The organism is Clostridium neonatale, from assembly GCF_900465025.1.
Classification (GTDB): Bacteria; Bacillota; Clostridia; order Clostridiales; family Clostridiaceae; genus Clostridium; species Clostridium neonatale.
In genome coordinates this window covers 281,493-305,527 of sequence record NZ_UICR01000002.1, presented here as the reverse complement: position 1 = coordinate 305,527, position 24,035 = coordinate 281,493, and the positions used below count along the sequence as shown (strand labels likewise).

Here is a 24,035-nt window from a genome sequence, read left to right as displayed (position 1 = left end):
ATTTTAATTATAAAAAATTTATAAGAGGGAGATGGCAAGATGGGATTCAGAGTAAAGGTTGAAGGTGCAGAAACAATTGATTTAAGTATCGAAAGTATTGAAACTGTAGAGTTCAAAACAGATACTCCAGATGATTCAAATGCTCGTTCAACAGATCAAGGAACAACATTAGTTGTTACAGGAAAAATTTTAACTCCAGTAGGTGGAGAAGCTGCTGATAGTACTATTAAATTGGCTCAATGGTCATTAGTACCAGCAGAAAAAGCTGACTGCTATAGAAGTATAAAGGTGGAGGTTATTGCAGCATCACAAGTTGTAAGACAAATGACATTACCAAATGCTTTCGTAGTGGATTAGGAAGAGGACTTCGGTGATACTGAAGGAATCGGTACTTTTAAATTGACTGCAAAGCAAAAGAAGGACAAGACAGCACTTGTAAAATTTGAAGGTGGATTTGGAGAAGAATAGGAGGTATAAAAAATGGGATTTAGAGTAAAAATTGAAGGTGCAGAAACAATTGATTTAAGCATCGAAAGCGTTGAAACTGTAAAAGTTACTACAGATACTCCAAAAGACAGCAATGCTCGTTCAAAAGACGTTGGAAGTACAATAACTATAACTGGGAAAATATTAACAGCTGTGGATGGAGATCCATTTGATAGTACAAGACAAATGGGACTTTGGTCATTAGTACCAGCAGAAAAAGCAGATTGTTATAGAAAAATAACTGTTGAAGTTATTTCTGCTGATCAAATTATAAGAAAAATTACTTACCCTAATGCTTTTGTTGTAGATTACAAAGAAAACTTTGGTGATACTGAAGGAATTGGTACATTTACACTTGTAGCTAGACAAAAGAAAGACAAGCTAACTGCAGTGACAATCGAAGGTGGATATAGCGCTTAATGCAATCTGCATAAAAGCATGTATCATTTGGGGTTTTATGTATTAATTAATAACATAAAACCAGACTAAACTACTATGTAGCATATTAAACTCTTACCAGGGTAATATGCTGCATAGGCATTATTAGAAATTAATCACAATCAATTGAATAACCTTCAGTATCATTAGTAATAGTATACTAAAGAATTTAGAAAAAAGTAAAGATTTTATATATAAAACACTAATAATTATTAAGAGAAGCGAGTGGTAAGATGAAGGACTATTATAAGATTTTAGGGGTTTCTGAAACAGCTAATAAGGATGAACTTAAAAAAGCTTTTAGAGGCTTAGCTAAAAATTATCATCCGGATAGAAATAAAGAAAATGAAAATGCACTTAGAATGTTTCAAGAAGTTAATGAAGCATATGAAGTTCTTAGTAATGAATCTTCAAGAGAAGAATATGATGGAAAAAGAAATAGTAAGCAATTTAATCAAAAGAAAAATGAAAATAAGAAATCAGAAAATAGTAATAATAGTACTGAGAATTATGATAAAAGTGATGCAATAAATAATTTAAATCAATATTTTGAGAGCTTCTTTGGATTTAATGCAAAAAGTAATGATATTGATAAAAGTAAATTAAAAAAGAAAAATAACAACCCGATTGATACAAGTGATATTTTTGACAATTTTTTCAATATTAAAAAGTAATGGAGTGAGTTACTTTGGCGAATAATTATAAAAATAAACTAATGCTAAGCATTCAATTGATAAATGTATTTATAGGAATACTATTAACACTTATCTTCACAATAATTTATATAAATATAGAATCTAAAGAACTTAAAATAACACTTTTAAGTTTATTAGTCATATTTGGAATTATAATTTTTACTTATTTATATATAATCATGCATAAGAGAAATATTAAAGATAGTGACATAATAAATATGATTGAACTTATAAATGAGGAAAATGAAATCATAAAAAAATGGTCTATTGCTGATAAAGTATCATTTTTGATTGTGAAAAGTAATAGAGAAAATGATGTGCTTATAGATTTAAATTCATCTATTTATTCTCAATTCATTGAAGATAATCATGCTGTTTTAAATTATGCTTCAGGAAAATGGTATATTGAAGATTTATCAGTAGAAAGCAGAGTATGTATAGAAAAAAATGAAGACGGAAAAAAATATAGAGTTGTTAAGAATACTCCTTGCACTGTTAAAAAAGGAGATATTATTTTTATTTCTAAAGTTAAATTATTACTTAAATAGGGGGGAATATATATGGCATTAATCAGATGCAAAAATGGACATATGTTTAGTGAAAGACGTTATGGGTCTATATGCCCTTATTGCAACTTAGATACAAGTAAAAAGGAAAAGCAGGCCTCTTCTTTACCAAGTGAAGAAGAGGTTGAATTTGATTTACTTTACCAAGAAGTAGATCCAGTTTGTGGGTGGCTTGTATGTATAGATGGTTCTAGAGTAGGAAAAGATTACAAAATAAAAAGTGGAAAGAACTTTATAGGACGTTCAGATGACATGGACATACAACTAATAGGCGACAATTATGTAGCTCTTAGAAATCATGCAGTTGTTGTATATGACTCTAAAAAGAAAAATAGTGTGCTTTTACCAGGAGAGTCTACAGGAATTGCATATTTAAATAATGAACCTGTCTATATGCCAACAGAACTTACTGCTTATGATGTAATAGAGCTTGGGAAGAGTAAATTTTTATTTGTTCCATTTTGTGGAGAACATTTTGAATGGCAAGATAAAGAACAGAGGTAATTTATATGTTATTTATAGATGAACACGGTGTATATTTCATGCTACTTGCATTGTTTATAGTATTATCTATGTTATTAATACTAAAGCAGATATTATTTTATTTTTTAAAAAAAGAAAAACTGAGGATATTCACATATTCAAAAACTGGAGATGAAGAAATACAAGAGGATTATTTTGATATTGCTAAAAATAAAGATGCTACTTTAGTATCTATGTCAGATGGCCTTGGAAAAAATGAAGCAGGAAGAATATCAAGCATTGCTTCTGTAAAAACAATAGAAAAAATGTTCTTAGATGAATATAGCAATGAAAAAATAAACTATTTTTTTTACAAATCTTTTAATAAAGTTAATCATGAAATAATTAAAAGAGTGGAAAAAAATAAAGGCGGGACGAGTAACTTAAGCATAATTATTGATAAAGAAAATTTATACTATGCATCTTTAGGAAATGTAATGCTAGCACTTTTTAGAAAGAATGAACTTATAAAATTAAATGAGAGTCATTGCATTAATGAGGTTGCTAAAAGAGAATATTACAAGGGAAAAATTGAAAGAATAGAAGCACTTCAAGTTTTAAATAATAAAAAGATTTTGTATTATTTGGGACAAGAAAACTTTGACAATTCAAAAATAGAAATGGAGAATATTAAACTAGAAAAAAATGATTTGATTCTTATTATGAGTAAAGGAATTTATGAAAATATAAGATGGGTTAATCTTGAGAATATATTATCAGAAAATAAAAAGCATTTAGATATTGCTTTGAATGAAATTATATTAGAAACGGAAGAAAATAAGCATGGAAGAATTAATAAAAACGGTAGCATAGTAATAATGAAAGTACAAAAAATAAAGTAAGAATTACTTGAATTACTATATGAATAAAGATAAAATGCTCAGAATACAAGAATACAAGAATACAAGAATACAAGAATACAAGAATACAAGAATACAAGAATACAAGAATACAAGAATACAAGAATACAAGAATATGCTTATTTTATGAGGGGTAGATAGAATACTTTAATAATATATAAAGGAAACTCGACTCACATACGTTCGCTCAATGTCGTCAACTTAAGAAAATATAGAAAATTTAATAAAAAACACTTGACAATAGGTAAAAAAATGCAGCCTCGCTATAGATATTAAATTTATAGCGAGGTTTGATTTTATGAAAAATATTAAATTACTATCACAAATTTTAAAACGAACAAATAAATTAATTGTTTCAGATGAATATAAGCAGTCATATAGTTTAGGAAATTCTTTTTCAAGGAAAAGAAAACTATCGTTTTCTAATGTAGTTTATTTAATTTGTTCTGTATTACGAAAGTCTATACCTTTAGAAATAGATAATTTTATTGAAAATCATACATGTTTAAACTTTCCTAATATATCAAAGCAAGCATTTTCTAAAGCAAGACAAAATATTTCACCTGAAGCCTTTAAAGAACTATGTAGATTATTTGTTGATTCTTTTTATAATTCAAAAAAGAAATTGAATAAATGGCATGGATTTAATATTCTTGCAGTTGATGGAACATCTATACAAGTTCCTGATACTATTGAATGTGGTAAATACTTTGGAGTAAGTAAAAATCAAAATAAAACTCAAACAGCAGTTGCGACGGCATCAGCCTTATATGATATATTAAATGATATTATAATTGATGCTTCAATAACTAAATTTAAAACTAGTGAAAGAGAATTAGCAAAACAACATCTAGATCAAATCAACAATGAAAAATTATCAAAAAACAGTATTGTAATATTTGATAGAGGATACCCTTCTTATGAGATGTTTGACTATTTAGATACTAAAAATATGCTTTTCTTAATGAGAGTACCATCATCATTTAAAACAGTACAAAATATTGATTCCAATGATTGTATTTTGGAATATAAAATAAAGAGAAAATACAGAAAATTGCGTGTTATAAAAATAGAGCTTTCAAACAACATTACAGAAATATTAGTCACTAATATTTTTGATGAAAACATTAAATATGATGAATTTAAAGAGTTGTATTTCCTTAGATGGGGAGTCGAAAGTAAATACAAAGAGTTAAAAAGTAGTATTCAGATAGAAGAATTTTCGGGAACAAAACCAATTTCTATAGAACAAGACTTTTTTGTTTCTATTTATTTATCAATGGTTGTAGCTCTTATAAAAGATGAGGCCGATGCTGCGATAGCAGATGAAATTAAAGATAAGAATTTAAAATCAATGTATCAAGCAAATCGAAATTTTATACTTGGGCAAGTTTTTAATAGAATTATTAATTTATTAGTTAATGCTAAATTAACAAGAAAAATTTTAGAAATAATATTAGAAAAATCTAAAAAAATTCGCTCACAAATACGTCCCAATCGTTCTCGTGAGCGAAAAAACAAACATCCAAGGAAAAAGCATCATCACAATAAAAAATCATGCATTTAAATTACAAATAATTGCATATTTCAAAATTCACTTTAACCAGTGGATTTATTTAGTGTACCATTTTTTAGAAGAAATTTAAATATATCATCTAAAAATAATCGTGATTTATATTTACAAATTACTTAAGTTGACGACATTGTACGTTCGCTGAGTAAGCGATTCGCACCAAATACAAGATTTGGGCTCTCTGCTTAGGAATTTGCTTATTTTATGCGGTTTGAGTGAATTAGATAATATCATATAAATTAGGTTAGGGTGAGGGCAAATGAGAAAATTAAATTCAAAATTTAAGACAAGCTTTATAAGTGAAGAGGGAAGTTATCTTCAAAATAAAGATTATTTTGCATTCGTAGAGCTTGATAAAATGGCATGTTATGTAATAAGTGATGGAATCGATGAAGATACAGAAATAGAAACAGGCAAAATTGCAGTAACAGAATTTATAAGACTATTTACATTAAGACCTACAATGAATAAAGCCATAATAAAAAGATATCTAAATAAAGTAAATGATGAAATTTTAAATAGTGGAAGAAATGTAAGACTTAAGGCATCTATGACAATAGCTATAACAAATTATAGTAAAGTTAGATATGTTTCTATAGGAAACTCGAGATTTTATTTCTTTAAGGATGGATATTTAAAGGAAAAAAGTAAAGATTTATCTTTAACACAAGAAATGCTTGATGATTATATGATTCCACTAGATAAAGCAGCTAGGCATATAGAAAGAAATAATTTATCGTGTTATTTAGGTCAAAATAAAATAAGCTCACCATTTATTTCAAAAAAATTAAAACTTAATGATGGTGATGTATTTACATTACTTACAAAAGGTATATGGGAAAATTGTGATGAAAAAGAAATAGAAGATGCACTTGAAGGTGCAAAAGAGCCACAAGAAGTTGTTGATAGAGTTGAAGAAATGATTTTATCAAAGCAACTTAAAGAATTAGAAAACTATACTTTTGCAGTTACGTATGTAGAAAAGGCATACATAAATCCAAAGAGAAAAGCATTAATAAAGAAAATTATAATGGCAGCAATTCCAATACTTCTAGTTATAATAGTTGGATTGGTTGTATTTAACATAAAACAAAATAAGAAAAAAGAACAAATTATAAATATGAATAATTATGTACAAGAAGCAGAAGAGTACATAAAAAATGATCATATTGAAAAAGCAAATTCAAAATATGATGAAGCTTTAAAAATTGCTAGTAAATATAAGCTTAAAGATGACATAAAAGAAATAGATGCTGGATGTAAATATACAGAAATAATAATTGAAGGTGATAAAAAGCTAGAAGAAAAGAACTTTGAAGAAGCTTTAGATCAATATTTATTAGCTTTAGAAAAAGGTGAAGATATTGACGATATAGCAAAAAGCTATATTTTAAAGAAAATTGATATAGCAAAAACCTGCATCAGTGTATCTGATCTTTTAGAATTAGCTGATGCCCAATTAGAAGCAGGTAAAACCGCTGAAGCAGAAGCGAATTATCTAGAGGCAAAAAGACTTGCTAGTAATTATTATTTAAAAGATGAAAAGAAAGAAGCAATAGATAAACTCAAAGAAATATATGATACGCAAGGGGAAGAAGCTGCTGCAAAAAAGGAAGAAGAAAAACAAGCAAAGGAAGATGAGGAAAAGGCTAAGGATGAGGAAAAAGAATTACAAAAAGAGCAGGAAGATGCTTTAAATGAAGCTATAGATTTAAGAAAAAAAGGTGATGAAAATTATATTTCTGGAGATTATGTAAATGCAAAAATGTATTATGCTTTAGCTAAAGAGAGTTTTAAGAAAAATGAGTACTATTCTTTAGCAAATGAGCTTGATCAAAAAATGGCTCTTATAGATAAAAGAATAGAGGGGCAAGCAGATCTCAAAAATGAGGCAGATGAGTATTTGAAAGAAGCCAATGCAAGAATTGTTAAGGATGATAAAGAATCAGCAAAGGTCCTATATCTATTATCAAAGGATATATATACACAGCTTGGATTAGACGAAGAAGTTAAATTAATAGATGAAATGCTCCAAGGAATAGATAAGCAATTAGCAAGTAATGGTGAGAAAAGCAGTGGTGAAAGTAATGAATAGGATATATGAAAAGTTAAATGATATACAGGAATTAGATGACAAGGTCATATTAAAGAAAATAATGATGAGTGTTTTTTCTTCCCTCGAGGAATATTCAAATGAAAAATATGCACAGCTAGAGGAAAGAGTCTTTGATGAAGTGGAATATGTAGAAGAAAAATATAACATATATTCAACAATCATTAGAAGAAATGAACTGGATATAACAGATGAAATATTTTTTCCAATGATTGAGAAGGACAAAGAAGAAAAGACATATGACATTAAAGACTTACTAGGAACTTTAAGAAACAATAAGACATATGAATTATTCAGTATATTTTTAAAATGTGATTATTGTATTTTTAAGAAATTTATAAATAGTAATTTAAAAATTAAAGGTACTATAACAACAAATAAAGGAACACATGAAGCTTATTTTAAAGTAATAGAAAACAGTGAATATAAAAATAAAATAAGTAACTTATATAAAGCTTTTATAAATAATAATATTAGGTGGAAAACACTTAATATGCCATATGTTAATAAAATAGCAAAAGTAATGCTTGTTAGTTATGAAGGTGAATTTGAAAAAGATGAAAGTATTATGAAAATTGATATAGACTTTGAAGAATACAGTAAATATATAAAATATGATATGGTGCCAATATGGAATGTTAAAAATATAAAGATGAAATGCAACGGATTTCCAGTACCCTGCATAGATAAGATTAATTATGAACATAATATTTCTTTAGCTAAAGAAGGAAAAGATAGTGGGTATTTAGTTAATGCGAGTGATGAAGAAATAAATTATGTAACTTTTAAAGATGATTCTATTTTACTTACATCAAAAATATCAAACCCAGTAACATGGCGCATATATAAAATAGTTAATTATAAGGAAGATAAGATTAGAGCTTATGAATATGAGATTATGAATAACTATATGAACATAAATTTTTCAAATAAATTTTTATTTAATAATAGATATATGATAAAAAGTAAAAGTGAAATTGCAAGACTTATAGGATCATTTAAAATTTCTGAAAAATTAATATTTAAAGATGTAGTTGTTGAGGATTTACTTGAAGAAGAGAGCAGAGAAATATATGATGCAAATGATTTTATAATAGATGAAATAAGAGAAGATAATGTGAAAAAGGCATTGGTATTATATTTTGAGTCTAGAAATAAGGAAGATTATTTAAATAATGATATTTTAAGCTTTCTAGTAGGTGAAGTTCAATTTATTTATCCAGAGTATAAATGTGAAGGGCGATTAATATGAATTACATTTACGATATCTTTTTAAAAGCTGATGAACAAAATGTTAACAGGGAAAAGATTAGATTTAAGCAGGCAAAAGTATTCAGCCCATATATGGAAATAGCATTTGATGAGATTAATTTTACAGATATTCCAAGAGACAAACAAATAGAAATAAACTCGTTTTATAGATTTCAAGAAATATTTCAGGAGCTATTTGATAGTAATTTTGAAGAGAATATTGAACTTAGAAATACACTCTTTGATATATTGATTCATTATTTAGGAGAGATGGATTTAAAAAGTGGTCTTTCAAAAAATGAATTTTATAAAATGTTTCTATTAAAGGATATAAGGAAAAATGTATTTGGAAAAGACCTGAATACAAATATAGATTTTTTTAACAAAGAAGAAAAAGACATATTTTTAAATAGTTTAATAACCTTATATAAGACAGGAACATCCTTAGAATTATTCAATAAAGTGTTAGTTAAAATATTTAAATACAGCACAATATATTTGAGCAAAGATGCACCAAAGGATATTTACATTTACTTAAGTGAATATAAAAATGAGACTTTTGAAGGTAAGATAAATGCAATAGTAGATACATTTCTGCCTATAAATATGACTAGTTTTTTGTTTTGGGATAAACATTTTGGAATAATTGGCCAAGAAAAAACTATGAATATTAATGAAATAATGATGGTTGAGTAGTTAAGGAGATGAGAGGATAATATGGGGTTATACACATATAAATTGCATAAAATAGAAGATGATATATCAAAAACTTATAAAGAAAAAGATTTGCTTCTTATGACCACTTTTCAATTGAGAGAAATATGCGCTAAAGAAAAGCTAGTTAAAAGCATAGTTAATCCTCTTGATAAGGAAGAACTTATAAAATTAATAATGAAATATAGAGGTGAAAAGGATAATCGCCTTGTTAATAATTATATTGAAGATGGATTAGATAACATAGAAAAATTTATTAAAGAAGTTTCAAAAAAAGAGGTTTCAAGTAATGTTACAGATTACTCAGGAAAAATAATAATATATGAAAACTTATCAATGGAAATCTATGATGATTATGAGCTAAAAATTGATGGAGAAATTGAAGAAGGAAATGTAATTTTAGCTGATAGTAATTTTAATATATGCACAATACTAAATATTAAAAAAATTAAAGAAAATAACAGCTATAAATATTTTTTAGTAAAAGGAAAAGATGTAGAAGCAAGAGAGGGAAAAAGTAAGTTTTACAATTTATTATTTTTTAAAGAAAAAGAATCAGAGCTTCTTTATGATATTTATGAAGGAGTAAATAGTGATATTGATAAAAAAATAGAATATTCTTCGGTTCCAGTCTTAAGATATGAATTAAAAAAATTAGAAGAGACAAGCATGCCTCTTGCAATAGATTTTGGTACATCAAACACTACAGCAGGAATTTACATAGATAAGGAAGTCTTTAATGGATTAAATGAAAATTTAATTAAAGAAAGAAAATATGAATTATATGAAGATGAGAAAGTAAAGCTTGTAAAGCTTGTAGATACAACAAAAAAAGATTATGTATTATCACCACTTATTCCAAGCATAGTAGGAGTTAAATATATAAATGAAAATGATGATGAAATAAAATATATTTTTGGATATGATGCAATGGCAGCATCAAAGAAAAGATATGTAGATGATAGTTTAACTGTTTTTTATGATATAAAAAGATGGATAAGTGATTTTGAAAAAAGTGAAAAAGTAATAGATATTCATGGAAAAACAACCTTTATAAAAAGAAAGCATATTATAAAAGCTTATTTAGAATATGTCATATCTTTAGCAACCCAAAGATTTAAATGTAAATTCAAAAATATTTACATTTCATGTCCTATAAAGCAAAAGTATAAATTCCATAAATTATTTAAAGAAATCTTAAGTGATTACAATGTAGAAAGTGAAAATATGTTAGAAGAAAGTGTCGGCGTACTTTATAACACTATAAGTGATTTAATTGATAGAAATAAGTATGTGCAGGGTGAAGAATATAAGGCACTTATTATAGATTGTGGTGGGGGAACGACGGATCTTTCAGGTGCTACATTTAATATAAAAAATAACAGGATTTCTTACAAAATAAATATAGAAACTTCTTATGAAAATGGTGATACAGATTTTGGAGGAAATAATATTACCTTTAGAATATTGCAGTTTTTAAAAATACTTATGGCAGATGCGTTAGTAAAAAAGAACTATGTAGAAATTAAGAAAGCACTTATTGATGAATTTAAAATAGATATTTTTAGAAGCATAGATAAACATGGAATAAAAGAACTTTATGAAACTTTGGACAATGAATATGAAAAAGCAGAAAACATAATTCCAACAAAGTTCAAATCATATGAAACTAGAAATAAAGAAGACTACTGTAAAGTTAGAAATAATTATTACTTTTTATTTAATTTAGCAGAAGAAGTTAAAAAAATATTTTTTGCAAGGCCTGAGCTTATAAAAATAAATTTAGTTCCAGAAGAGGTGAAAAATAATTCAGTTGAAACTGATGAAGAAAGTGAATTTATTATATTTGATAAATGGAAGCTTTCATATAAAGCAGAAGATTCATTGAGAATAGTAAAACAGGCACCAAGCTTAACAGTAACAACGTATGAAATTAACAGCCTTATTAAGGGTGATGTTTATGGAATTATAAAAAAATTCTTAGAAAAACTATATGAAAATGATGAACTTTATGATTATTCATTAATAAAACTTACTGGACAATCCTGCAAGGTAGATATATTTAAAGATGCATTAAAGGAGTTTATTCCAGGAAGAATTATTGAAATAAATAAAAGTAAAAAAGATTCAGAAGAAGATTATGACTTAAAGTTAAGCTGTCTTAAGGGTACATTAAAGTATTTACATTCTAAGAATTTTGGATATGCAGACATACAGATAAAAAATAAGACGTTAACACTTCCATATACTCTTACAGCATTTACACATAGTGGTGAAGAAATTACTCTTATAAAAAATAATGAGGTAAATAGAGGCTTTGTTTCTAGGTTTATGGATAGAATACTTTTAAAACTTTACTTAAAAGATAGTAATAATAATGTGAAATATGAATATGATTATAAATTTAATAATGATGAATTAGAAATTATAAATGCAAAAAATATTATAGAAAAATATCCTCATATAAAGCAATACGAAACAGATAATATTGAAAATAATGAAGTGAAATTCTTTGTGTGGGTAGAAAAAGAGCAGTGGGGATTTTATGTACTTGCAATACTTAGGCAAGATCATGAACTGTATATTGGAAAAGAAGAATTCTTTTACTTTGAAAATGATAAATGGGAGAAAAACTTTTTTGATGGAACAAACTGAGGCAATGTACAATTGACAATTTACAATTAACAATTAAGGAGGAAATCCTGATGGATTTCTTTGATTTTAGTATTTCATCTATTTTTCTTGGCAGAAAAATAATCCGATTAGAAGAGTAAAAAATAAAATTAGACAACGTAAGGAGGATTCAGTGTTTAAGAATAAGTATCCATTATTTAAGGCAGGAAGACTTTTAAAAACAGAAATGCTTAATGAGCTTCGAGATTATCCAAGGAACTTTATTGATATAACTTTTAAATCATATTGTAATGGAATAATTTATGGCTGTGAAATAGATGTTAACGATGAAGTTTTAATAATAAAAAGAGGAATAATCAAACATAATGATGTTATTTATATTTTAGAAGAAGATAAAGAGGTTGAATATAAGTGTAATAACAAGCTCATGGTGCTTAAAATACGTTTTTTAGAACAAATAACAAATAAAGATTTTATAGAAAACACTACAGAAATTTATTTAGATGAAAATATAGAAATAAAAGAAGATGAAATAGAACTTTGCAGATTTTTTCTTAGGGAAGGTGCACATTTAAGAATTCATTATACTGGATTTGAAGATTTAAGCACAGAGTATGATACGGTAAATATTATTTATTCACTGCATTCAACTAATTATGAGGCTGGATTATCTCCAATAATTTTAAGATCATTTGGAAGTGAGATTTTAAGATGTAATTCAATTGAACCTTGGGATATAACATTTGGAACAATGTGCATTCAAGCTAAAGAGAGTATTGAGAAAGAAATAATAATGCATTATTTATACTACAAGTTAGAAATAGAAAATAGAAATTATTCTAATGAAGAAATTTATTTTTATCTTTTAGATATTTTAAAGAGAGAAAAAGAAGGCTTAGGAGGAAATAGCAGACAAGGGAGAGGACGTAAGAAGATATTGATTGATTAACACAAGGGAGGTAATAAAAGTTGGAAAAAGGAATGGATGAGAAAATTTTAGACTATATTAATGCAGCAGAAGAAAAAGAACTTAGAAAAGACATATGTTCAGGGCAAGTCAAAATTAATAAGAGTTTTTATGAATTTGAAGAAACAGAGTTTTTTGATGGATTATTTCAAATGTATATACCTAATACATTTGAAGATATGCCAATTGAAGCAAGAAAGCTTAAGTATCCATCAGAGAATAGACCAGAAATAATAAAAAGTAATAGTACTGGAGCCATTGCAATAACCTTAAAGCTTATTGATAGTCAGTTGAGTGATGAGTATGTAGAAAATTTAAAAGATATGATGAAGGCAATAACCCAAAGACTAAATCCAGCAAACATATATTTTGATGAAGGAGTACTAGAGGTAAATAAAAAGAAAATAGGGTATTTTGATTATAAAAGTTCAGCAATAGATGACTTTTTATATAATTTTGTATTTTTACTGGAATTTCAAGGAAAGACATTAATGGGAACTTTTAGCTGTAGCTATAGTGAACATAAACAATGGAAAGATGATGTTATAGTTCAAATGGTCAATACAATAAAAATATCTAATGAAGAATTAATAGATAATAAATAGTTAGGAGATGAGAAATTTATGAGTTTAGATTATGTGTATACACAAGGGGACATAATAGTTGAGCCATATGTATTTGAAAAAATATTAGATTTAAAACTAATAAGAGAAATAAATGAACATGCTAAGTTTTATATTAAAGGCATTATTTCAGATGAATTAAATGATGGGTATGTAGAAGAATCAGGAAATTCTCCAGTTATAAAAGTATCTATAAAAGATAATGAAGGAAATATAACTGAAGTTTTTAATGGTGGAGTTACTAATATATCAATAAATTCTTTTAATAATGTAAAAACATTAGAAGTTAGTGCTATGAGCAATACTTATTTAATGGATATAGAAAAGAAATGCAGAAGTTTTCAAGGGGACAACTTAGCTTATAGGGAAATCTTTAACAAAATAAATAGTATGTATGGAAATGTTCAAATGATAGATTATGTATCAGCAGGAAGAATAATAGATAAAATAGTTGTTCAATATAATGAAACAGATTGGGAATTCTTAAAGAGGCTGGTTTCACATTTTAATGTTCCAGTTATTCCAGAATGTATATTAGGTGGAGTTAAATATTCTATAGGAAAAGGTGGAGCAAGTGTACCATGCAATTTAACTGAGTTTAATTATTCAATAAATAAGGGATTAAGAGAATATAACCTTAAAGCCAGCAGTAGCAGCAATGTTCCACTAAATGATGTGGATTTTATAACTTATGAGGTCACTACTAATAGAATTTTAAAATTATTTAGTTCAGTAACCTTTAAGGAAAAAAGCTTAAGTGTATACAAGTGTGAGATAGCTTTAGTAAATGGAATACTTTCTAATAAGTATTATTTAAGAGATGATAATGGAACTATGGTTAAGAAGATATTCAATGAAAAAATATCTGGAGCATCATTAGATGGAAAAATAATAGATGTAACAAAGGATATAGTTAAGGTAGCACTTAAAATCGATGGATATTCAAATACAGTGGATAAAACAATATGGATACATTATTCAACAGTATTTTCATCACCAGATGGAACAGGATTGTACTGTATGCCTGAGATTGGAGATGCAATAAGATTATATTTTCCAGATACTATTGAAAGAAGCAGCTACGTTATAAATGCAGTTGATCTTAAGTCTACAAATTCACAAGCTAGGCAAGATCCAGCAGTAAAAAGTTTTTCAACAAAATATGGCAAGCAGATAATAATGAGGCCAGGAGCAATAGATATTTTATCAAGTGGAAATACAATGACTTTAAATGATAAGAATGGAATTACAGTAAATAGTGATAAATCAATATCAATGTCAGCTCCAAGTATAGGAATAAATGGAGGATATGTTTCAATCTCTGGTGGTGGAGGAGTAACATTAGCACAAAATGGCGCAAGTATTGTAATTAAAGATGATATTGTTATGAGTGGGTTTAAGATCAATACACAGTAAGTCAAAGGGCAGAAAAAATAAATTAAGCTATAAGATAAGAATGGAAGGAAAAATTTATGGATTATTTTTTATTAAAGCAAGATAAAAGATATTCAAATACTCCGCAAATCATAGATTTATTTAACAATATCAATACAAGAGATTTGAATTTATTAAGAGCAGATAATATTGAAGATAATAATTGTATTTATGTTAAATCAAGCGACAATATTGATTACTTAGATATTCTTGATACTCAGATATTTTTAATATCAAAAGAATTAAAGAAAATATTAGAAAAATATAATAGAAATATAATTTTTAAAATGCTTATATTAATTGATTATGAAAAGAAAGAGCAAAATGTTTATTATATACCTATATTTGAAGAAATTGAAGCTTTAAGTGAAAAAAGTGAATTTAATTTAAATAAAACAATTGTTAAAAAAATCGTGTTAGATGAAAAAAAGATAAAAAACAAAAAAATCTTCAAAATTAAAGAAAGTGATAAAACTTTAATAGTTGTAAGGCTAGATACAGCGGAAAGTCTATTAAGAAGAGATTTTAAAGGTATTGCTTTAGAAAGATTGGAAGCAGAAAAGTAAGGAGTGATTTTATGGGAGTTGAGTATGTAGTAAGAGGAGCTTTTATGCACTGCTCACTTGGAACACATGATAGGAAAATAAATTTACCTGTAAGTCATGGAAGCTATGTTAAAGGAGAGGCTATTTTAAATAAAAAAGATACAGCAACTGGTGCTAATATACCGTTTTTTGGAATATGTACAAAGACAGGAGAAATATGTGTTCCTAGTGTAACTGGAGATTGGCAGAATCCTAAAGAAGATACATTAGTTGAAGGACAAGCTGCTATCACAGAAGAATCAACTGCTTGCTGTTGTGAAGGCGGAATAATAACATTTGTAACAAGCGGACAAAAATAAGGGGAAATAAAAGGGAGGGGATTACAATAATTAAGGAAGCAATTCGAAAATTAAGTGTAGAATGTCCTTATGAAATACTAAAAATAGAAGATGCTAAGGTTACAAATAAACCAAACGAACATGGATATTTGTATCTTAAATGTTTGATAGATGACAGTATTAATTTTAGGTATTCTATAGAAGCTTCCACAAATGATAATGTAATTTTATATGAGATACAAGAAGATGAAAGTAAAGAAGTTAAAAGGGAAATAATATTTAATGGAATAATAGAAAATGTTAGAACAACTAATATTGATGGTATATATTATTTAGAAATAGAAGCATTAACAAGTAGTTCATTATTAGATATACAAGAAAAAAGCAGATCTTTTCAAGATGAGAATATGAGCTATGATGATTTAATTAATGAAATATTAAAAGATTATGCAGGTTTTGGATTTGGACAATGTATGAGTATGCCAATGAGAATTGAAAAGCCATTATTTCAATATAAAGAAACAGATTATGAGTTTTTAAAAAGGATAGTAAGCCAGTTGGGATTAGAGCTGATTTCTGATATAATAAACTTGACTAATATGTTTTATTTTGGAAAACCTACAGGAAAATCTTATATAGTAAATGATGATGTCAATTATAATGCCGTTAAGGATTTAGACAAGTATAATAAAATATCAGCATTGAATGGAAATCTTCATGATACAGATTATTTCTATTATGAAGTAAACTTAAGAGAAAGTATGAAAATTGGAGATTCTATAAAATTCAAAAATATAGATTTTTATATTAATCAATATAAAGCTGAATATATTAAAGGCGAATTGATATATAAGTATAGGTTTTGCAGAGAAAATGGCATATGGCAGGAAAAGATTTATAATGAGAAGCTAAACGGAATGTCTCTTGAAGGAACAGTACTAGAAACAACAGGAGAAATATTAAAGTTAAAACTAAATATTGATGAAAAACAGGATATAAATAAGGCTGCATGGTTTGTTTATGCACCACCAACAGGAAATATACTTTATTCAATGCCACTAGTTGGAGATAATGTAATGCTTTATTTCCAAAATGAATATGATAGACCTGTAGTAACTGGATGTGTAAGAAAAAATGGATCTACATTTGGAAGATGTGCAAATCCAGATAACAGATATTATGCAACAGAAAGTGGAAACTACTTAGATATGCTTCCAGGAGCCATAAACTTTTATAGAGGTGGCATGAATGTCTGCTTTAATGATGAGAGTGGAATAAGCCTAGGCAGTAATAATAATCTAAATATAGGTACTCAAGGCGGAATAAGTATGAGTGCTGGAAATGTATCTATTAGTGGAAGTAATAAACTTATTGTATCTAAAGGTAAAGGTGGGTTTATTTCACTTGAAGGTGAACTTTATAATGAAGCTACTGTTGTATATGAGAATGGAAGTTGTAGACAGCCCTTTTTCCCATTTAGTGATGATATTCCTGATTTAGGTGAACTTCTTGCACTTAGAGCAGAAATACAACTTAATAAGTTTAATCCAAATGGTAATGCTATAGCATCAGCTTTGGCAGGAAGTCAGGCAAAGTATATAACACAAACTTCTGAAAAAATCAATACTTGGACAGAAGAAGAAATCATGAAATTACAACCATATGATCCACTTAACGATTATAATGAAAATGTAGAGGTAAGGAAAAAAGCTACCAATGGACAGTGGTTTCCAGGTAAGGTGTTAGATAGTGAAGCATGCGGAGTTGATCCATTTCAAGCATATAATCAGGATGAGTTTTGGAAAGCAGATAAGATTCAACCACATGGTGAATATAAGGCTAGCTCGTTAAGGATTCCAACTTCAAACTATGGTCCAGTAAACTGCGATGTAGGAGTTGGAAATATTAAAGGAAGTTATGATTTTGTTATGCAGCTATATGATAGTGATGAAAAGAAAGTAAAACCTAATTTGCAATTAGGCCTTAATGGAGAAGTATCTGGTATTGATATAGATATGAATGGTAAAACTGATGATAAAAAAATTGGAGGGCAAGCAGATGGGAGCTATGATATAGGAAAAGGAGCACTTGGCGCAAATATAAATTTAGGTATTAATAAAAATGATAATATCCAGCTTTATGCTTCTGCAGAAGCATTAGTTGTAGCACATGAAATAGAAGCAAGTCAAGCTATAAGTATTTTGGGAATTAAAATAAAGTTAACTGAAAAAGGATATGTAGGAGGTGCTGGAGCTAAAGCTGCCATTGGTGTGAAAGATGGTAAATTTGAGTTTGAAATTGGTGGTTGTGATATAGTAGGAGGTGGCATTAAGTTAACAGTAGAATAAAATAATAAAATTATAGTTAGGAGAGGATGATAATGATAAAAGCATTATTAAAAAATAAATTATATATTAGTTGTATAGTATTTATGTATTTTTTCTTACTCACAAAAATAAATCATTCAAGGAATGTAACATTTATACAAAGTGATATTCCAATAATAATTCAATATTTAATATTAATAGGTGCTTTTTTTATAATGGCAGTAATTTTAGGAAGTATAATATATTTTATGTTTAAATATATGATTTATATTTTTAGAAGAATAAGAGAGATTCTATAAAATATTTATACTATATTTCGGTTATTGAATAAATAATTTTTGCAAATAGCTATTCCAGAAAATATCCTTAGGAATCAAAGATTCCAAGGGTATTTTCTAGTCTTATTGTACAGAAAATTATAGAATTTAGAAGCGCAGAAAGTAGCTTTCTGCTTGTTTCTGGCAAAATGAATTAAAGGAAATACATATTTTGGAATAGCACAAGAAGGTGGCTATATAGGCACAGGGGGATATAAAAAATATAAATTTGTGCTGTACAATAGAGAAGGATATAATAAGGAATGTCAGTTTAAAGTACTAATTTTTGTAAATTGTGTAATAACAGTGTTGTTAGAGAAGTGACAAGTTTTGTGGTAGGATTCAGCCCAATAGATGTAGGCGTAGATGCAATAATCTTTGTAGCAGGAAAAGATATTGTTACAGGTGAAGAATGTAATAGAGCAGTATTAGCAGCATGCATAATAGCACCAGGAGTTTTAGATACTGGATTAAAACAGGCGGCTAAGCATTCAGATGATGTAGGTGAATTTATTGTTAAGAATAGTGATGATATAATTGATGCATCTAAGAAGGGGACTAAGGGGGCGGCTGAAGCTGTTGACGGATTAAAGGTAGATATAATAGATAGGAAAAAATATATTAATGGGAAACCAATTAAGGTTAATCAAGGTCATCAAGATAAGCATATAGTAGGTACTAATAATTATAATAATGAATTATCTAATGGAAAAATGAAAAGTATATTGATTGAGGAACCAAATAAACTTTTAGATGATTTTGCTGGAAAAGGAACTAAAATTAATGATTATAAGGAAAGAGTTGATTTCGGCAAAGTAATAGGCAAATATTATGATGAAAAGACTGGAATATATATAGAAACAACTAAAGGAATAATTACCTATGGAAAAAATGGTGCACATATAATTCCAGCAAGACCATAAAGGAGAGAATGATATGGATGAATTAATAAAAGCTATTGATAAATATGAAAATGGGACTAAATTGATTTATGAATTTGAGGATGAAGGTAAAATTCTTGGAGAAACTGATACAATTTATGAGTCGGATAATGGATTGGATTTAGATGAAGAAGGATATGAAGAATATTATGTTGCAGTTGTAAAAGTTATATCCATACTACAACATTCAGATGTTGCTAAAGATATAAAAGTAAATAGTTTAATAGAAATATTTTACAAATACCCAATAAGTAGGATTGAATTAGAAGATGGCAGTCTGATATGGAGTAGAGGTTAGAGTAAAATATTTAATGATTTTCTATAAAGCAAGTTTAACTGCAAAAAGTAATTTAGGTAACTGCATAAAAAAGATTAATGGTTATATATAATAAAATCAATAAAGTAAAGAAAAAATAATACTGCATAACTTAAATAATGCAGTTAAGGAAGTTAAAAGGGTTAATGTTTCAGTAATTGGAGCATTAATCTTTTTTTCTTGTAATGCCTAATGTAGAAATTAAAGAGGTGGCATGATAAAATAAGATTAACATATTAAGGAAAATAAAGGTTGAAAAAGTAACTACATAACACTAAAAATGATAAGTGATTAGAAGTAGTTGAAAATACTCAACTTTACCACTAAAAATAAAAAGGTAGATTCTGCCCCAAGGGGGCGGCTGAAGCTGTTGAAAATGGACTAAGCTTTATAGCAGGAAAAGATATTATCACAGGTGAAGAATGTAATAGAGCAATATTAGCAGCATGCATAATAGTACCAGGAGTTTTAGATACTGGATTAAAACAGGCAGCTAAGCATTCAGATGATGTAGGTGAATTTATTGTTAAGAATAGTGATGATATAATTGATGCATCTAAGAATGGGAGTAAGGGGGGAAGTAGCCCTACCAGAAGATTAATTCCTGGAAATCAAGGTGTAGTTACAGGTGGTGATTCTACTAAACTAGGTAAAAATATAATGGAATCAATGGGACTAAAGAGGTCAACTAAATGGACAGGGCATCAAGCACAACATATAATTCCAGCAGAAATGGCAGATAATCCAATACTTCAAAAAATAGGAATGAATTTAGATGATGCTTCAAATGGAATATTATTAAGGACACCAGATGCTGACCTAAGTGCTATGTCAAGACATAGAGGATATCATTCAGTATATAATGATGTGGTAAAAAGGCAGTTAAACAATATGGATGTTAATCAAAGTGTTGAAGTACTTCAAAAGCAAGTTTTTGACTTGCAGAGTGATTTAAGAAAATTACAAGAAAGTGGATTGCCATTATATCCAAGTCAAGGTGCTACTGTAGACCTATGGGAAAGAAGTCTGAACAGGATAAGAAAATAATAATTAAGGAGCAACTATAATGGATAACTTTAAAATAGAATATGTGCATAAATTACTATATAGTGAAAATAAAGAAGAGGTTATTAGTGAGATTGAAGGAATATCAGATAGTAAATTACTACATGTAATTGCAGGAAATTATAACTGGGATAATGGTTTTGATATTCCATATAGTATAATAAATAATAATAATTGTGATTTAGGCACAGCACTAATGATTTTTTATAATGCTGATGGTTATAGGGTATTGGAGAATAAGGATGAACTAAAAAATCCTAATTTAGAACAGTGGTCTAATTTTATTTCAGAAATAGAGAACAGAATTTTAAATAATAAATTTAGGTATAATAACATTAAATTTATACCACCATTAACTAAGATTCAAATTTTCAAACTGAAAAAAAACAATTCAAATATAGACAAAGTATTTTTAGAAGAATCTAATGGTGAAGTAATTGAAATGCCAATTATCTAAAATTAAATGAATAATAACGAGGAGGGTGACTGCATAAAAATTATAGATAGAAGAAACAAGTTGAATAAATAAAATCAAGAAAGTTTAATACTGCATAATTATTATAATGCAGTGAAAGAAGTTAAAAGGATTAATGCTTCAATAATTGGAGCATTAATCTTTTTTTCTTGTGATGAGATATTTTAAAGTCCAAGATATCTAGGCTTGAAAACTATCGTAAGTTGTTAAACAAGGAAATCCTAGGTTCAATAATTCCAGTTGAAATCGAGGGGAATTGAGAACAACTAATATTGATGGTGTACATTATTTAGAAATAGAAGCATTAACAAGCAGTTCATTATTAGACATACAAGAAAAAAGCAGATCTTTTCAAGATGAGAAGATGAGCTATGATGATGTAATATATGAAATATTAAAAGATTATGCAGGTTTTGGCTTTGGACAATGTATGAGTATGCCAATGAGAATTGAAAAACCATTATTTCAATATAAAGAAACAGATTATGAGTTTTTAAAAAGAATAGCAAGCCAGTTGGGATTAGAACTGATTTCTGATATAATAAACTTGACTAATATGTTTTATTTTGGAAAACCTATAGGAAAATCTTATATAGTAAATGATGATGTCAATTATAATGCAGTTAAAGACTTAGATAAGTATCATAAAATATCAGCATCAAATGGAAATCTGCACGATACTGATTATTTTTATTATGAAGTAAACCTAAGAGAAAGTATGAAAATTGGAGATTCTATAAAATTGAAAAATATAGATTTTTATATTAATCAATATAAAGCTGAATATATTAAAGGTGAATTAATATATAAGTATAGGTTTTGCAGAGAAAAGGGCATATGGCAGGAAAAGATTTATAATAAGAAGCTAAGTGGAATATCTCTTGAAGGAACAGTTCTAGAAACAACAGGAGAAATATTAAAGTTAAAACTAAATATTGATGAAAAACAGGATATAAACAAAGCTGCATGGTTTGTTTATGCACCACCAACAGGAAATATACTTTATTCAATGCCATTAGTTGGAGATAATGTAATGCTTTATTTCCAAAATGAATATGACAGACCTGTAGTAACTGGATGTGTAAGAAAAAATGGATCTACATTTGGAAGATGTGCAAATCCAGATAACAGATATTATGCAACAGAAAGTGGAAACTACTTAGATATGCTTCCAGGAGCCATAAACTTTTATAGAGGTGGCATGAATGTCTGCTTTAATGATGAGAGTGGAATAAGCCTAAGCAGTAATAATAACCTAAATATAGGTACTCAAGGCGGCATAAGTATGAGTGCTGGAAATGTATCTATTAGTGGAAGTAATAAACTTATTGTATCTAAAGGTAAAGGTGGTTTTATTTCACTTGAAGGTGAACTTTATAATGAAGCTACTGTTGTTTATGAAAATGGAAGTTGTAGGGAACCTTTTGCACCATTTAATGATGATATTCCGAATTTAAGTGAACTTCTTGCACTTAGGGCAGAAATGCAACTTAATAAGTTTAATCCAAATGGTAATGCGATAGCATCAGCTTTGGCAGGAAATCAGGAAGTAAGTGGAGAATGTTATATAACACAAGACAATGGTAATTCAGTACCAATTGTGAGTGATGAATTGAAGATAACAAAATATGATCCATGGAAGAAACTTGGAGCAGATGGAATGTTTGTTCAAAACCAAGCTCGTAATGGTAAATATTATTTGGGTACAGTAAAGTATAATAAAGATTTAGGAATGTCAGAATTTACACCTATTGATAAAAAAGCTTTTGAAAAAGACAATTCATGCTTTACGGCTGATTATTGGAAGTCGGTGGGGAATGGAATTGTTGGCGGTATAAATAAATATAGTACTGAAGCTAGAAACTCGTTAGATTATATAGGTGAAAATTGGTTAGGGTTAGACTATGATAGGTCTTGTGTAGATAATCCAAATGTTACAATGAGGGATAATATTAATAAAGCGAACGAACTTGATGCAAAAAACTATAATGAGTTAAGAGAAAATTCATCATATAAAAGAACATTTGATGATACAAGTAAGAATACTAAATTTACTTTAAATGCAATTGACACAGCACTAGCTGTTCATGGAGTGCAGCAAATCTCATCTGCATGTGTAGACTATGCAAGACTAAATAAGCCATACATTAATGCTAAAGCTGGGATTGTAAAGGATAATACTGCATTATTAAGACAGGCGATTAATAATGTTAATAAAAAGCCGAGGGGTACAGTTCTTGGAGTTAATGGCGGAAATGCTTCAAACTATATTTCAGATGTAAATAAAGAATTAAAGAATTTAAAAAATATAGAATCAACAGGAACAAAGGTAGTAAGTGAAGCTAAAATTGATAATGTTGATAAGATTGATGATATAATTAAGGGTGGCAATAGAACTAGTGATATAAAAAGTAATACTAAAATTACAGTTAATTCTGATAGGATTAAACATTCTTCATTAGGTGAGTTTAACAATAATAATAGATTAGTTAATGGAGGGCATGGGCAAGAAAATATTGATTATTTGGAGCAAAATGGTATTGAGTATAATATTGTTAAAGAGTATCCTAATGGGGTAAGAGTTGGGAATATTCTTGACCATAAAAATAAATTCAAAAAGACTGGAACAGGACAAGCGTGGTTTCCTAAAAATTGGACAGCTCAAGATATTTCAAATGCAGGTGAATATGTTGCGAATTTGCCAGAAAATCTCAATGTACCATATGGACAATGGATGTTCGGAGAGTATAATGGTGTTAGAGTAGGGGTTATTAAAAATGAAAAGTTTAAGGGTATAGGAACAATAATGCCAGATAATTCAAGGCAACCTTAGGA

22 protein-coding genes and 1 pseudogene are annotated in these 24,035 nt (G+C 27.9%); all 23 read left to right on the top strand.

The window, feature by feature from the left end; genetic code table 11:
• Positions 1-39: 39 nt before the first annotated feature.
• The 23 genes and pseudogenes from CNEONATNEC86_RS13010 (at position 40) to CNEONATNEC86_RS12900 (ending at position 24,033) form a co-directional block, all read left to right on the top strand.
• Positions 40-468, top strand: a pseudogene (locus CNEONATNEC86_RS13010) (membrane-associated protease 1).
• Between the two features lie 12 nt (positions 469-480).
• Positions 481-906: a hypothetical protein gene (locus CNEONATNEC86_RS13005; RefSeq protein ID WP_058295606.1), complete on the top strand. Its 426-nt coding sequence runs from the start codon at positions 481-483 to the stop codon at positions 904-906.
• A 251-nt stretch (positions 907-1,157) separates the two neighbouring features.
• A complete protein-coding gene (locus CNEONATNEC86_RS13000; protein ID WP_159136168.1) occupies positions 1,158-1,598 on the top strand; it encodes a DnaJ domain-containing protein in 441 nt (146 codons plus the stop codon).
• Between the two features lie 14 nt (positions 1,599-1,612).
• On the top strand, positions 1,613-2,167 hold the full coding sequence (locus CNEONATNEC86_RS12995; RefSeq protein ID WP_159136167.1) for an FHA domain-containing protein: 555 nt from the start codon (positions 1,613-1,615) through the stop codon (positions 2,165-2,167).
• A gap of 12 nt (positions 2,168-2,179) precedes the next feature.
• Entirely contained in the window at positions 2,180-2,689 is a 510-nt protein-coding gene (locus tag CNEONATNEC86_RS12990) for an FHA domain-containing protein (RefSeq protein WP_159136166.1), read from the top strand.
• Between the two features lie 5 nt (positions 2,690-2,694).
• Complete coding sequence (locus tag CNEONATNEC86_RS12985) at positions 2,695-3,549, top strand: PP2C family protein-serine/threonine phosphatase (protein WP_058295603.1); 855 nt, start codon at positions 2,695-2,697, stop codon at positions 3,547-3,549.
• A 316-nt stretch (positions 3,550-3,865) separates the two neighbouring features.
• On the top strand, positions 3,866-5,134 hold the full coding sequence (locus tag CNEONATNEC86_RS12980; protein WP_125147759.1) for an IS4 family transposase: 1,269 nt from the start codon (positions 3,866-3,868) through the stop codon (positions 5,132-5,134).
• Between the two features lie 265 nt (positions 5,135-5,399).
• The gene (locus CNEONATNEC86_RS12975) at positions 5,400-7,235 is read left to right on the top strand and encodes a PP2C family protein-serine/threonine phosphatase (protein ID WP_159136165.1); all 1,836 of its coding nucleotides are present in this window, start codon (positions 5,400-5,402) and stop codon (positions 7,233-7,235) included.
• The gene (locus CNEONATNEC86_RS12970; protein WP_159136164.1) at positions 7,228-8,505 is read left to right on the top strand and encodes a normocyte-binding protein; all 1,278 of its coding nucleotides are present in this window, start codon (positions 7,228-7,230) and stop codon (positions 8,503-8,505) included. The genes CNEONATNEC86_RS12975 and CNEONATNEC86_RS12970 overlap by 8 nt, the downstream gene beginning before the upstream one ends.
• On the top strand, positions 8,502-9,200 hold the full coding sequence (locus CNEONATNEC86_RS12965) for a hypothetical protein (RefSeq protein ID WP_159136163.1): 699 nt from the start codon (positions 8,502-8,504) through the stop codon (positions 9,198-9,200). Before CNEONATNEC86_RS12970 ends, CNEONATNEC86_RS12965 begins: the two co-directional genes overlap by 4 nt.
• A gap of 21 nt (positions 9,201-9,221) precedes the next feature.
• Complete coding sequence (locus tag CNEONATNEC86_RS12960) at positions 9,222-11,873, top strand: Hsp70 family protein (protein WP_159136162.1); 2,652 nt, start codon at positions 9,222-9,224, stop codon at positions 11,871-11,873.
• Between the two features lie 151 nt (positions 11,874-12,024).
• Positions 12,025-12,801, top strand: coding sequence for a hypothetical protein (locus tag CNEONATNEC86_RS12955; RefSeq protein ID WP_159136161.1), 777 nt, complete (start codon positions 12,025-12,027; stop codon positions 12,799-12,801).
• Positions 12,802-12,821: 20 nt separating this feature from the next.
• Positions 12,822-13,424, top strand: coding sequence for a hypothetical protein (locus tag CNEONATNEC86_RS12950; RefSeq protein WP_159136160.1), 603 nt, complete (start codon positions 12,822-12,824; stop codon positions 13,422-13,424).
• Between the two features lie 18 nt (positions 13,425-13,442).
• A complete protein-coding gene (locus CNEONATNEC86_RS12945) occupies positions 13,443-14,858 on the top strand; it encodes a phage tail protein (protein ID WP_159136159.1) in 1,416 nt (471 codons plus the stop codon).
• 56 nt (positions 14,859-14,914) lie between these two features.
• Entirely contained in the window at positions 14,915-15,442 is a 528-nt protein-coding gene (locus CNEONATNEC86_RS12940; protein WP_159136158.1) for a hypothetical protein, read from the top strand.
• A gap of 11 nt (positions 15,443-15,453) precedes the next feature.
• The gene (locus CNEONATNEC86_RS12935; RefSeq protein WP_159136157.1) at positions 15,454-15,780 is read left to right on the top strand and encodes a DUF4280 domain-containing protein; all 327 of its coding nucleotides are present in this window, start codon (positions 15,454-15,456) and stop codon (positions 15,778-15,780) included.
• A 143-nt stretch (positions 15,781-15,923) separates the two neighbouring features.
• Positions 15,924-18,107, top strand: coding sequence for a phage late control D family protein (locus tag CNEONATNEC86_RS12930; RefSeq protein ID WP_243145360.1), 2,184 nt, complete (start codon positions 15,924-15,926; stop codon positions 18,105-18,107).
• Positions 18,108-18,139: 32 nt separating this feature from the next.
• Entirely contained in the window at positions 18,140-18,385 is a 246-nt protein-coding gene (locus CNEONATNEC86_RS12925) for a hypothetical protein (RefSeq protein ID WP_159136156.1), read from the top strand.
• A gap of 338 nt (positions 18,386-18,723) precedes the next feature.
• The gene (locus tag CNEONATNEC86_RS12920) at positions 18,724-19,326 is read left to right on the top strand and encodes a polymorphic toxin type 50 domain-containing protein (RefSeq protein ID WP_159136155.1); all 603 of its coding nucleotides are present in this window, start codon (positions 18,724-18,726) and stop codon (positions 19,324-19,326) included.
• A gap of 13 nt (positions 19,327-19,339) precedes the next feature.
• Positions 19,340-19,642, top strand: a complete 303-nt coding sequence (locus CNEONATNEC86_RS12915) for a hypothetical protein (RefSeq protein WP_159136154.1) — start codon at positions 19,340-19,342, stop codon at positions 19,640-19,642.
• 678 nt (positions 19,643-20,320) lie between these two features.
• Complete coding sequence (locus CNEONATNEC86_RS12910) at positions 20,321-20,707, top strand: AHH domain-containing protein (RefSeq protein WP_200848530.1); 387 nt, start codon at positions 20,321-20,323, stop codon at positions 20,705-20,707.
• Between the two features lie 19 nt (positions 20,708-20,726).
• The gene (locus CNEONATNEC86_RS12905) at positions 20,727-21,182 is read left to right on the top strand and encodes a DUF4274 domain-containing protein (RefSeq protein ID WP_159136153.1); all 456 of its coding nucleotides are present in this window, start codon (positions 20,727-20,729) and stop codon (positions 21,180-21,182) included.
• Between the two features lie 274 nt (positions 21,183-21,456).
• Positions 21,457-24,033 carry an EndoU domain-containing protein gene (locus tag CNEONATNEC86_RS12900; RefSeq protein ID WP_159136152.1) on the top strand — a complete coding sequence of 859 codons (2,577 nt, stop codon included), beginning with the start codon at positions 21,457-21,459 and terminating at the stop codon, positions 24,031-24,033.
• Positions 24,034-24,035 lie beyond the last annotated feature (2 nt).